Origin of the sequence: Roseateles chitinivorans (assembly GCF_050632235.1) — a bacterium.
Classification (GTDB): Bacteria; Pseudomonadota; Gammaproteobacteria; order Burkholderiales; family Burkholderiaceae_C; genus Roseateles; species Roseateles chitinivorans_A.
In genome coordinates, this window is record NZ_CP192584.1 from 947,646 (window position 1) to 959,560 (window position 11,915).

Below are 11,915 nucleotides of genomic sequence, written 5' to 3' on the forward strand. Positions count from 1 at the left end.
TTTCACAAGTCCATCACAAAGCATCATGGCCGGAAAGACACGCCTCCTTAACGTGACCCCGTCTCCCCCGAGTCCCGTCACAGGAGTGTTCTTCCCATGGTCCGTCGCATTTCCCGTCCGCATCGCCTGCGGTCCCTGCAGCCCGTGCAACTCGCACCACTCGCGGTTGCCGTCGCCCTCGCGCTCGCCAGCCAGGCCCACGCCCAGCAGGCCCCGAACGCCGCCGCGCCGGCGGCATCCGGCACCGCCGCCGCCACCGATGACTCGAAGCGGCTGGAGCGGGTCGAGATCACCGGCACGCTGATCAAGCGCACCGACAAGGAGACGCCGTCGGTCGTCCAAAGTATCACGCGCGAGGACATCCGCAACTCCGGATATGCCAATGTCGAGGAGCTGCTGCGTGCGAACTCCGCCGTCGACCTGGGCTCGATCGGCGACGGCGCGGCGTCGGGCTTCGTCGGCGGCCTGTCGACGATCTCGCTGCGCGGCTTCGGCTCGCAAGGCACGCTGATCCTGATCAACGGCCGCCGCACCGCGCCGGTCGCGGCGGTGGACGTCAACTTCGGCCGCGGCACGATGATCAACGTCAACACCATCCCCAAGGAGGCGATCGAGCGCATCGACATCCTGAAGGACGGCGCCTCGGCGATGTACGGCTCGGACGCGATGGCCGGCGTCATCAACTACATCCTGCGCAAGGACTACCAGGGCGTCGAGGGCAGCGCGTCCTACGGCGCCAACGACCAGGGCGTCGGCGCGACGAAGAGCGCCGCGCTCACCTTCGGCTTCGGCAACCTGGACACGCAGCGCTTCAACGTCTTCGGCGGCATCGAGGTCTCCAAGCGCGACAGCGTCATGGCCAACGAGCTCAAGGACCGCGGCAACCTCGCATTGCAGAACCAGTACCTGACCTCGAACGGCTCGCTGGCGCGCTTCACGCCCGACTCGTCGGCGTCGTTCTACGGCAACTACTACCGCGTGCCGGCCAGCCTGACCGGCTCCACGACGATCGGCGGCGTCAGCGTCCCCAACAACAACCTGTCGGGCACGAACTACCTCGGCACGCTGGCCGGCTGTCCGGCCGAGCGCACCGCCGGCCAGGGCGTGCCGAACCGGCCCGGCGGCTTCCTGCCCACGACCGGCTCGCTGCCGACGGGCCTGTGCCGCTTCAGCCTCGACGACGCGGACGAGATCGTCGCCAAGCAAGACCGCCAGAGCGGCATGGTGCGCGGCACCTTCGCGATCAACAACGACCTGACCGCGTATGCCGACCTGATGATCTCGAAGACCAAGACGACGGAGCAGCGCGTGCCGTACGCGCTGACGAGCTCGCTGGTCAGCGCGGGCAACCCGGTCGCGACGACCTGGCCCAAGCTCGACGGCAGCTTCCTGCGCCAGAACGGGATCATCCTGCCGGTCGGCCACCCGGACAATCCGACCAACGGCACCGCCAACGCGCAGGCCGTGCAGCTGATCTACCGCTTCGAGGACCTGCCCACCGGCGACATCAACATCCTGCGCTCCACGCGCCTGACGGCGGGCCTGGAAGGCACGGCCTTCGGCTGGGACTTCGACACCGCGCTGCTGGTCAGCCAGAACAACAACGAGCGCTTCCAGGAAGGCCGCGTGCGCAGCTCGCTGCTGAACGCCGCGATCGCCAACGGCAGCTACCGGTTCGGCAAGCAGAACTCGCAGGAGGCGATCGACAGCGTGTCGTCGACGGCCTACAACGAAGGCAAGTCGCAGCTGGTCTCCTGGGACCTGCGCGGCAGCCGCGAGCTGTTCCAGCTGCCGGGCGGTCCGGCCGCGATCGCCGTGGGCACCGAGCTGCGCAAGGAGAAGCTCGATGCCGTCCCCGACGACGTCTACGGCACCGGCGACTACGTCGGCCTGGTGGCCAACGGCGCCTCGGGCAGCCGCAAATCCTGGGCCGCCTTCACCGAGCTGAGCCTGCCGGTGGTCAAGCAGCTGGAGCTGCAGGCCGCCGCGCGCTACGAGCATTACGACGACTTCGGCAACAGCACCACCGGCAAGGCCGGCTTCAAGTGGACGGCGCTGCCGTCGCTGATGGTGTTCCGCGGCACGGCGGCGACGGGATTCCGCGCGCCGGCGATCTCGCAGATCGGCAACTCGTTCTCGCTGTCCTTCCACAGCTTCCAGGAGCGCCGCGTCTTCGACAGCCTGCGCTGCGACACCAGCAACCCGAACGCGCCGGTGAGCAAGGCGCCGGTGTCGGTGAACCGGGACTGCAACGTGCTGGGCTTCACCGCGGTGCCGTCGGGCACGACCAGCCCGGGCAGCATCCCGACGGTGATCAGCGCCAATCCCAGGCTGGAGCCGGAGAAATCCAACTCGTTCACCTTCGGCATGATCTTCACGCCGAGCAAGTACGCGGACCTGGCGATCGACGGCTGGTACTTCCACCGCAAGAACGAGATCCGCTCGCAGCGCGGCGTGGACATCATGGACGACTACAACGCCAACCCGGGCGCGGGCAACGTCCAGGTGGTGCGCGATCCCAACCGCGAGACCTGGCTGCCGGGCGTGGACAACAGCGGTCCGATCATCATGCTGGTGCGCCAGTACGGCAACAACGAGTGGACCAAGACCTCGGGGGTGGACTACGACCTGAACGTCCGGCTGCCGGCGACGTCGTGGGGCAAGTTCAGCATGAACGTCAACGGCACCTACGTGGCGCGTTATGACCAGCTGGTGGTGAAGGGCCAGGCGGTGCAGCACCAGGTCGGCACGACCAGCTCGGACATCTCCAAGACCCGCGCGAGCGCCACGTTCAAGTGGGACACCGACCAGGCACGCGGCTGGATCCGCTTCAACCACGCGGATCCGCTGTCGAGCACGGTGTGCTCGTCGCTGACGGCGGCGCAGCGGACCTTCCTGTCCAACCTCAACCGCTGCCGCGTGGGCCGCGACCGCACGATCGACCTCGGCGCCTCGTACAGCGGCTTCAAGGGCCTGACCCTGGCGGCCAGCGTCATCAACGTCACCAACGACTACGACCGCGCCAACGGCATCCCGACCGTGTTCAGCTACTACGACAGCGGGGCGTCCAACGTGCTGGGCCGCCGCTTCAACCTGAGCGCGAGCTACGTGTTCCAGTGATGGCCGTCAACCCCCGCCCCCGCAACGGTGGCGGGGGGCATTGACGCACTGCACAACGGAAGGCAGACAATACGCACTTTCGACTTCCGGCGGCCCGCGTGGCTGCCGCGACCTTTGTGAGTTCACATCACGCGCCCCGTTCGCCGGCCGCCCTGGCCGGCCTGACCATCGGCGCCCTCGGTGTCGTCTACGGCGACATCGGCACCAGCCCCCTCTACGCGCTCAAGGAAGTCTTCCACGGCGCGCACGTCCCCATGACGCACGACAACATCCTCGGGGTGCTGTCGCTGCTGTTCTGGACCATGACCGTCGTGGTCTCCTTCAAGTACGTGCTGCTGATCCTGCGCGCCGACAACAACGGCGAGGGCGGCCTGATCGCCATGCTGGCGCTGGCCACGACGGCCGTGCGCGAGAAGCCGACGCTGCGGCGCGGGCTGATGCTGGTCGGGCTGTTCGGCACGGCGATCTTCTTCGGCGACGCGGTCATCACGCCGGCGATGACGGTGCTCTCGGCGGTCGAGGGCATCGAGGTCTACGCGCCGCAGTACCACGACGCGGTGGTGCCGATCTCGCTGGTGGTGCTGGCGGGGCTGTTCGCGGTGCAGCGCTTCGGCACCGGCGGCGTGGGCAAGGCCTTCGGGCCGGTGATGCTGGTGTGGTTCACGTCGCTGGCGTTGCTGGGCATCCCCAAGATCGTCGGCAACCCGCACGTGCTGCAGGCCATCAACCCGATGTGGGCGATCGATTTCTGCACCCATTACGGCTGGGTCGCCTTCGTCGCGCTGGGCGCGGTGGTGCTGGTGGTGACCGGCGGCGAGGCGCTCTACGCCGACCTGGGCCACTTCGGCAAGCAGCCGATCCGCATCGCCTGGTACAGCTTCGTGATGCCGGCGCTGACGCTGAACTACTTCGGCCAGGGCGCGCTGCTGCTGGACCGGCCGGAGGCGATCAAGAACCCGTTCTTCCTGCTCGCGCCGAGCTGGGCGGAGATCCCGCTGTTCGTGCTCGCGACGCTGGCGGCGATCGTGGCCTCGCAGGCGCTGATCACGGCGGCGTTCTCGGTGACCAAGCAGGCGGTGCAGCTGGGTCTGCTGCCGCGCATGCGCATCGTGCACACGTCGGTGCGCGACATCGGCCAGATCTACGTCCCCTTCGTCAACTGGGGGCTGTTCGCCTTCGTCGTCGTCGCGGTGGCGTTCTTCGAGTCGTCGAGCAAGCTGGCCGGCGCCTACGGCGTGGCGGTGACCATCGACATGACGATCACGACGGTGATGACCTTCTTCGTGATCCGCTTCGGCTGGCGCTATCCGCTGTGGCTGTGCGTGGTCGCGACGGGCGCGTTCTTCGTCATCGACGCGACCTTCCTGGCGTCCAACCTGCTGAAGGTGGCGCACGGGGGCTGGTTCCCGCTGCTGATCGGCTTCGGCATGTTCACGCTGATGCTGACCTGGAAGCAGGGCCGCCGGCTGCTCTCGGACAAGCTGCGCGAAGATGCGATCGACCTGAAGAGCTTCCTCGAGGCGGTGTTCATCAACCCGCCGACGCGGGTGCAGGGCACGGCGGTGTTCCTGTCGGCGGAGGTGGGCGTGACGCCCAACGCGCTGCTGCACAACCTCAAGCACAACAAGGTGCTGCACGAGCAGAACCTGTTCGTCAGCGTCAAGCATCACGAGGTGCCGTGGATCGGCTTCGAGAAGCGTGTCGAGGTGGAGAGCCTGGACAACGACTGCTGGCAGGTCAACCTGCACTTCGGCTTCAAGAACGAGCCGGACGTGCCGGACGCGCTCAAGCTGCTGGAGCAGCGCGGGGTGCATCTGGATGAGATGGAGACCAGCTACTTCCTGTCGCGGGACATCGTGATCCCGACGATCGGCTCCGGGATGGCGCTGTGGCGGGAGAAGCTGTTCGCGAGCATGCATCGCAACGCGGCGGCGGCGGCGGACTTCCTCCATCTGCCCGCCAACCGGATCGTGGAGTTGGGGTCGAAGGTCGAGATCTGACCGCCGGGGGTGGACCTCGGTCAGCCAGGCGCGGGCTCTCCGCAGGGCATGGGGCACCCCTCCAGGGACCCCAAGCCCTACTCCGGCCCCACCCACGCTCGTTGACTGCACGTTTGGCGCAGCGCGTGACGGTCCGTTGAACCTGCGTTGAGCGTTTGCGAGGGGTCCGGGGCGAGGCGGTCGGTATGCTCCGTGCCATGAATCGCTGGCTGAAAGACCTGTCCCTGTCCGCCGTGGTCGCGGGCTTCGTCGCGGTGCTGGTGGGCTTCACCAGTTCGGTGGCCATCGTGTTCCAGGCCGCGCAGGCGCTCGGCGCGACGCCGGCCCAGACCAGCTCCTGGATCTGGGCGCTCGGGCTGGGCATGGGGCTGACCAGCCTCGGTCTGTCGCTGTGGACCCGCCAGCCCATCCTGACCGCCTGGTCCACGCCCGGCGCGGCGCTGCTGGCCGGCGTTTCCGGCATCTCGATGCCCGAGGCGGTCGGCGCCTTCATCGTCTGCGGCGTGTTGATCCTGATCGCCGGCGCGACGCGCTGGTTCGAACGGATCATGGACCGCATCCCGATCGCGATCGCCTCCGCGCTGCTGGCCGGCGTGCTGGCGCGCTTCGGGCTGGATGCCGTGCTGGCGACGAAGACGGCCCCGGCCATGGTGCTGACGATGGCGCTCACCTATGTGCTGGCGCGGCGCTTCCTGCCGCGTTATGCGACCCCGCTGGTGCTGGTCGCCGGCATCGCCGTCGCGGCCTCGCAGGGGCGGCTGCATCTGGAGGCCGTCGTCTGGGACTGGGCGACGCCGGTCTGGGTCACGCCGTCGTTCTCGGTGACCGCGATGGTCGGCGTGGCGTTGCCGCTGTTCCTGGTGACCATGGCCTCGCAGAACCTGCCCGGCGTGGCCGCGCAGCGGGCGTCGGGCTACCAGACGCCGGTGTCGGCGAGCATCGCGGCGACGGGCTTCGCGTCGGTCGTCTTCGCGCCGTTCGGCGGCTACGCGTTCAACCTGGCGGCGATCACCGCGGCGATCTGCATGGGGCGCGAAGCGCACGAGGATCCGGCGAGGCGCTACATGGCTTCGGCGATGGCGGGGGTGTTCTACCTCGCGATCGGTCTGGCGGGCGGCGCGGTGGTGGGGCTGCTGACGGCCTTCCCGCGTGAGCTGATCGCCGCGGTGGCCGGTCTGGCGTTGCTGGGCACGATCGCCGGTGGCCTGTCGGCCGCACTGAAGGATGAGCATCACCGCGATGCCGCGATCCTGACCTTCCTCGTGACGCTGTCGGGGCTGAGCCTGCTGGGCATCGGCTCGGCGTTCTGGGGCGTGGTCGCCGGTGCGGTTTCTCTTTTGGTGCAACACTTCCGGACTGCTCCGAGGCCGTGATCCTGCCTCGGGCGCTGGCCCTCACCCCCACCCTCTCCCGCGAGCGGGAGAGGGGCCACCCCGATCTCTGAAGTTCCTTGCTGAAAGCCTTGCCCATGAAACTGCTGTTCGTCGCCGATCCGCTGTCGACCTTCAACACCTACAAGGACTCCACCTTCGCGATGATGCGCGAGGCCGCCCGGCGCGGCCACGAGCTCTGGGTCTGCGAGGTGCCGGACCTGCTGTGGGTCAGCGGCGGTCGCGTGACCGCGCATGCGGCGAAGCAGCTGACGCTGACGCCGGATGCCGTCGCGAGCCAGGCCGGCACCAAGCTGGCCGTGTGGCACGCGGTCACCGCGACGCAAGACCTGGCCCTGGCGGACGTCGACGCGGTGCTGATGCGCAAGGATCCGCCGTTCGATTCGGAGTTCTTCTACGCCACGCACCTGCTGGAGCAGGCGGAGCGCGAGGGTGCGCGCGTGTTCAACAAGGCGGCGTCGCTGCGCGACCATCCGGAGAAGCTCGCGATCCTGGAGTTCCCGCAGTTCATCGCGCCGACGCTGGTGACGCGCTCGGCGGCGGCGATCCGCGCGTTCCACGCGGAGCATCAGGACATCATCCTGAAGCCGCTGGACGGCATGGGCGGGATGGGCATCTTCCGCGTCAAGGCGGATGCGCTGAACCTGGGCAGCATCATCGAGACGCTGAACAAGAACGGCGCGCAGTCGGTGATGGTGCAGCGCTTCGTGCCGGAGATCGTCAAGGGCGACAAGCGCATCCTGCTGATCGGCGGGAAGCCGGTGCCGTACTCGCTGGCGCGGATCCCGCAGGGCACCGAGGTGCGCGGCAACCTGGCCGCGGGCGGCAAGGGCGTGGCGCAGCCGCTGACCGATGACGACCGCCGCATCGCCGAGGCGCTGGGACCGGTGCTGGCGGCGCGCGGGCTGCTGCTGGTGGGACTGGACGTGATCGGCGACAAGATGACCGAGCTGAACGTGACCAGCCCGACCTGCTTCCAGGAAATCATGGAGCAGACGGGCTTCGACGTCGGCGCGGTGTTCATCGATGCGCTGGAAGCGGCGATGGCCGCATCGCGTTGACCGCGCACTGAGCGCGGTCTGGGATCACTGCCGCGAACACGGCGGCGACCGCGGTCGCCGGAGGACATCGACATGACTTTCGAATTGATCGGCGAGCACGCCAGCTTCGGCGGCGTGCAGCGTTTCCATCGCCACGACTCGGCCGAGATCGGCCTGCCCATGCGCTTCGCGCTGTTCCTGCCGCCGGGCGGCGCGCGGGCGGTGAAGGGGCTGGTGGTGTTCCTCGCGGGGCTGACCTGCAGCGAGGAGACCTTCACGATGAAGGCCGGCGCGCAGCGCAAGGCCGCGGAGCTCGGACTCGCGCTGCTGATGCCGGACACGAGTCCGCGCGGCGACGCGGCGAGCGCGCTTCCGGGTGCGACGGCGTCGTGGGACTTCGGTGTGGCGGCGGGGTTCTACCTCGATGCGACACAGGCGCCGTGGGCGACGCACTGGCGGATGGAGAGCTACCTGATGCGGGAGCTGATCCCGCAGGTGCAGGCCTCGCTCGGAGTGGACGCGGCGAAGACCGGCATCGCCGGCCACTCGATGGGCGGACATGGCGCGCTGACGCTGGCGCTGCGGCATCCGGGCGCATTCGCGTCCGTGTCGGCGATCGCGCCGATCGCGGCACCGAGCCGCTGCCCGTGGGGCGTGAAGGCCTTCACCGGCTACCTCGGCGAGGACCGCGACGCCTGGCCCGCGCATGACGCGAGCGCGCTCATCCAGGCGCAGAAGCGGGCGCCGTATCCGCACGGCATCCTGGTCGACCAGGGGCTGGCGGACAAGTTCCTCGTCGAGCAGCTGTATCCGGAAGCGCTGGAGTCCGCGTGCGCAGCCATCGGCCAGCCGCTGACGCTGCGCCGCCACGAGGGCTACGACCATGGGTACTACTTCATCGCGACGGTGATCGACGATCACCTCGTGCATCACGCGCGGCAACTGGCGGGCTGACCGCCGCCCCGCGCTGCCACCCTCGAGGCCGCCATGCGCATCGCCCTGCTGTCCGACATCCACGGCAACCTGCTGGCGCTCGAGGCCGTCGTGGCGGATGTGCGGCGACGGGGTGTGGATCAGATCGTGAACCTGGGCGACATCCTGTCGGGGCCGCTGCAGCCGTTGGAGACGGCGCAATACCTGATGGCGCAAGGCTGGCCGACCATCGCCGGCAACCATGAGCGGCAACTGCTCGCGATCACGGCGGAGAAGCCGGGCGGCGCCTCCGACCGCTTCGCGCGCGAGCGGCTGGGCGCGGCGGAACTGGCATGGGTCCGTTCGCTGCCGAAGACGATGCAGTGGAGCGAAGAGATCTTCCTGTGCCACGGCACGCCGCGCAGCGACATCGAGTACTTCCTCGATACGCAGGAGGGTGCGCGCTTGAGCATGGCGACGGCACCGGAGATTGCCGAACGGCTCGGCGATGAAGCGTCAACGGTGGTGTGCTGCGGCCACACGCACATTCCGCGCGTGCTGCGCAGCGCGCGAGGCCAGTGGCTGGTGAATCCCGGCAGCGTCGGTCTGCAGGCCTGGGATGACGACCATCCGATCCGCCATGTCGCGGAGAACGGTTCTCCAGATGCGCGCTATGCGATCCTGGAACGGACGGCGCAGGGCTGGCGCACCGAGTCCATCAGCGTGCCGTACGACCATGCGGCGATGGCGGACCTCGCTTCCCGGAGCGGTCGGGAGGACTGGGCGAGGTGGTTGAGGACGGGGTGGGCTGACGAGTGAGGCCGGCGGCGGCAGGTGCAGCTCAGTCTGGGGGCTAGATTCTTTGAAAGACGGGCTCAGCCGGGATGAATCGTCCACCCGCAGCGCCTGTCCTCTGATCAGCGTCGTGAACTCGGTATCTCTCAGATGCCGCTTGAGCGTCGAGGACAGACTGGCGACGACACGGAAGAAGGGCGGTCCGCTGGCGCGCCCCGGTCTTGGGACACCGCCGATGAGCTCGTGCAGATCATCCCAAACCGGCTGCCATTCGAAGAGCTCCTGTGCGTTCATGAGGCACCGAACAGACGACCACGTCGGATGGCCAGGCGCTTCAATTCCTTCGCGGTGACTCGCCGGCTCGTCTGACTCTGCGCGGAGAAGTCGGCAAGGGCATGGGCGGGGTTGTCCACGAGGGTCGGATGATCTTGGACCGGATCTTCGAAGCAGGTGACGCCGCATGCCAGGAACTCGGCAACGCTCAGTCCGTAGACCGCGACAGATGCCCTGTCGTTGCTCGTGTAGAGCCGATGGGACTGCTCGGCTGTCGTGAGCGTCGATCGGTCGACCGACAAGAGCGCGTTGTCTGACTTCGAGGGCATGAAGCAGGAGCTGCAGGGGCTACCGGCTTTCAGCCCGCTGGGATGGATCTGCCGGAACAGGATCTCGTCCGCGTTGCTCAACCTCACGGCCATTCCGGACCTCCCGCAGTGTCGAGCGCGACGAGAAACTCGGCATTCAAGGAGGGGTAGGGATGCGGGAACAGCTTGAGAGTGCCGTCGATCTCGAACCCGAAGATCTCCAGCGTTCCGTCGGCGCTGATTTCCGCCGTGAGGTCCCAGGAGCCCCGGACATATTCCATCAACACGCCGCCTTCGGGAGATGGGAACAGCTCGCTCAACCGCATGAGCGGTGGACGCAGTGCCAGGAGTTGCCGGGTGATCTCCAGCGCCAAGGCGGAGATGGGAGGCGCGCCTTCGTCATTCCAATCCGCGGGCAGCGCCGCCAACTCGGCCAGCCGCTCTTGGACGAGTAGCCATTGCGGACCGGTCGAGTGGAATTGCTGCGGTTCGCTTTGATGGGCCGGCGATGCGCGCGGCGGAATCGGCTTGGAAGGCATCAGGCGGTCCGAATATGCATAGGCCATTCACCGCTCCTTGCTTGGTTGTGGAAGGAGCAGTGATTCTTCGAGGGACTTCGCCTGACGCCTCTCACCTCGATCCGCATGAAATCCAGGCGCAGCCCCCGATTCAAGGAGCTTGGATGACCGGGATGAGGAGGGCGGTTCCGGATGCTACGGCGTGAGCGCCGGAGGCGCGCCTTTCGGCAGGTCTGCCGGCGGCGCCTGGCGATGCCCGGCCGCCGCCTTGTATCGCTTGACGAACGCATCCACCTCCGCCAGATCGATCACATCCTCCAGGCGATCGAAGCCGTCCGGCGCGCGTTCCTCGACCATGTCGAGGATGTAGTCCAAGCCTTCCTGCCGGTTCAGCTCGACGATCCGCGCGCACATCGGCCGGCGCTCGGCCTCGTAGTGGTCGAGCGCCGTCTCCACGTCACCTTCCCCTCGCAGCACCCGCGCGATCGCCTCGGCGTCGAGGATCGCCTGCGTCGCGCCGTTCGAGCCGATCGGGTACATCGGATGCGCCGCGTCGCCTAGCAGCGTGATGCGCCCTTGCCGCCAGCACGGCAGCGGATCGCGGTCGACCATCGGCCATTCGAGCAGCTGCGTCGCGCCGGCGATCACGCCCGGCACGTCGAGCCACGGGAATTGCCAGCCGCCGAAGGTGGGCAGCAGGTCGTCGATCGAGCCGGGTTTGTTCCAGTCCTCTCGCCCCGGCGCGGTCAGACCGCCGCCGAGGCCGTCCTCGCGCAGGCGACGGTCGCAGATCCAGTTGATCAGCTGCAGGCCGTCCGGCCGCGGAGGCGCGATCGGATAAACGACGAACTTCGCGCGCCGGTGGCCCGCCTGCACCATCGTCCGTCCGTCGAGGAAGGGCCGGGCCAGCGATGTCCCGCGCCACATCATCATCCCGTTCCAGCGCGGTGCGCCCTCCTCGGGATGGAACTGCCGGCGGATCGCCGAATGGATGCCGTCCGCCGCGATCAGCAGGTCGGCGCGACGTTCCACCGACGCGCCGGTGGCGTCCGTCCCGAGCACGACGACGCCGTCGCCGTCGTTGCGAGCGCCCGTGGTGCGCCAGCCGCTGACGACGCGTTCCGCACCGAGCCGCGCCGTCGCCTCGCGCCAGAGCATCAGCTGCAGCTCCCCGCGATGCACGCTGAACTGCGGGTGGCTGTAGCCGCCGGCCAGGCCGCGCCGGTCCTCGTAGATCGTCTGCCCATGCCGGTTGGCGAAGATCAGCGCCGAGGTCGGCACCGCCATCGCCTGCAGCGCCGGCATCAGCCCCAGCCCGTCGAGCACGGCCACCGCATGCGGCAGCAGGTTGATGCCCACGCCCAGCGGCTTGAGTTCCGCCGTGGCTTCGCAGACGGTCACGCGGTGGCCGTCGCGCTGCAGCGCCAGCGCCGCAGTCAGTCCGCCGATGCCGCCGCCGGCGATCAGGATGTCGAGGGCCATGGGGGTCTCCTGGCGTCGTGGGGCCCTCTGGAGGGCTCCCCGCGCACGCCTTGCGGCTGGCGGCGGAGTCCTCCCA

9 protein-coding genes are annotated in these 11,915 nt (G+C 68.4%); 6 read left to right on the forward strand and 3 right to left on the reverse strand.

Going from position 1 to position 11,915, the window contains the following annotated elements; genetic code table 11:
* Positions 1 to 144: 144 nt before the first annotated feature.
* From ACQ859_RS04205 to ACQ859_RS04230, 6 genes are all read left to right on the forward strand, one after another.
* Positions 145 to 3,120: a TonB-dependent receptor domain-containing protein gene (locus ACQ859_RS04205; protein WP_431264728.1), complete on the forward strand. Its 2,976-nt coding sequence runs from the start codon at positions 145 to 147 to the stop codon at positions 3,118 to 3,120.
* 116 nt (positions 3,121 to 3,236) lie between these two features.
* On the forward strand, positions 3,237 to 5,120 hold the full coding sequence (locus tag ACQ859_RS04210; protein ID WP_431264729.1) for a potassium transporter Kup: 1,884 nt from the start codon (positions 3,237 to 3,239) through the stop codon (positions 5,118 to 5,120).
* Between the two features lie 197 nt (positions 5,121 to 5,317).
* A complete protein-coding gene (locus tag ACQ859_RS04215; RefSeq protein WP_431264730.1) occupies positions 5,318 to 6,493 on the forward strand; it encodes a benzoate/H(+) symporter BenE family transporter in 1,176 nt (391 codons plus the stop codon).
* A 95-nt stretch (positions 6,494 to 6,588) separates the two neighbouring features.
* Positions 6,589 to 7,572 carry a glutathione synthase gene (gene gshB / locus ACQ859_RS04220; protein ID WP_431264731.1) on the forward strand — a complete coding sequence of 328 codons (984 nt, stop codon included), beginning with the start codon at positions 6,589 to 6,591 and terminating at the stop codon, positions 7,570 to 7,572.
* Positions 7,573 to 7,644: 72 nt separating this feature from the next.
* On the forward strand, positions 7,645 to 8,505 hold the full coding sequence (gene fghA, locus ACQ859_RS04225) for an S-formylglutathione hydrolase (protein WP_431264732.1): 861 nt from the start codon (positions 7,645 to 7,647) through the stop codon (positions 8,503 to 8,505).
* 33 nt (positions 8,506 to 8,538) lie between these two features.
* On the forward strand, positions 8,539 to 9,282 hold the full coding sequence (locus tag ACQ859_RS04230; RefSeq protein ID WP_431264733.1) for a metallophosphoesterase family protein: 744 nt from the start codon (positions 8,539 to 8,541) through the stop codon (positions 9,280 to 9,282).
* Between the two features lie 266 nt (positions 9,283 to 9,548).
* Here the strand turns inward: ACQ859_RS04230 and ACQ859_RS04235 are convergent, their stop codons facing one another.
* The 3 genes from ACQ859_RS04235 to ACQ859_RS04245 form a co-directional block, all read right to left on the reverse strand.
* Positions 9,549 to 9,953: a hypothetical protein gene (locus ACQ859_RS04235; protein WP_431264734.1), complete on the reverse strand. Its 405-nt coding sequence runs from the start codon at positions 9,951 to 9,953 to the stop codon at positions 9,549 to 9,551.
* Entirely contained in the window at positions 9,944 to 10,405 is a 462-nt protein-coding gene (locus ACQ859_RS04240; protein ID WP_431264735.1) for a hypothetical protein, read from the reverse strand. Before ACQ859_RS04240 ends, ACQ859_RS04235 begins: the two co-directional genes overlap by 10 nt.
* 147 nt (positions 10,406 to 10,552) lie before the next feature.
* Entirely contained in the window at positions 10,553 to 11,839 is a 1,287-nt protein-coding gene (locus tag ACQ859_RS04245) for a flavin-dependent oxidoreductase (protein ID WP_431264736.1), read from the reverse strand.
* Positions 11,840 to 11,915 lie beyond the last annotated feature (76 nt).

Bases quoted from the DNA above. Each gene is read 5' to 3' on its own strand.
- ACQ859_RS04240 (WP_431264735.1), bottom strand. From the start codon at position 10,405: ATGGCCTATGCATATTCGGACCGCCTGATGCCTTCCAAGCCGATTCCG.
- ACQ859_RS04230 (WP_431264733.1), top strand. From the start codon at position 8,539: ATGCGCATCGCCCTGCTGTCCGACATCCACGGCAACCTGCTGGCGCTC.
- fghA (WP_431264732.1), top strand. From the start codon at position 7,645: ATGACTTTCGAATTGATCGGCGAGCACGCCAGCTTCGGCGGCGTGCAG.
- ACQ859_RS04245 (WP_431264736.1), bottom strand. From the start codon at position 11,839: ATGGCCCTCGACATCCTGATCGCCGGCGGCGGCATCGGCGGACTGACT.
- gshB (WP_431264731.1), top strand. From the start codon at position 6,589: ATGAAACTGCTGTTCGTCGCCGATCCGCTGTCGACCTTCAACACCTAC.
- ACQ859_RS04235 (WP_431264734.1), bottom strand. From the start codon at position 9,953: ATGGCCGTGAGGTTGAGCAACGCGGACGAGATCCTGTTCCGGCAGATC.
- ACQ859_RS04215 (WP_431264730.1), top strand. From the start codon at position 5,318: ATGAATCGCTGGCTGAAAGACCTGTCCCTGTCCGCCGTGGTCGCGGGC.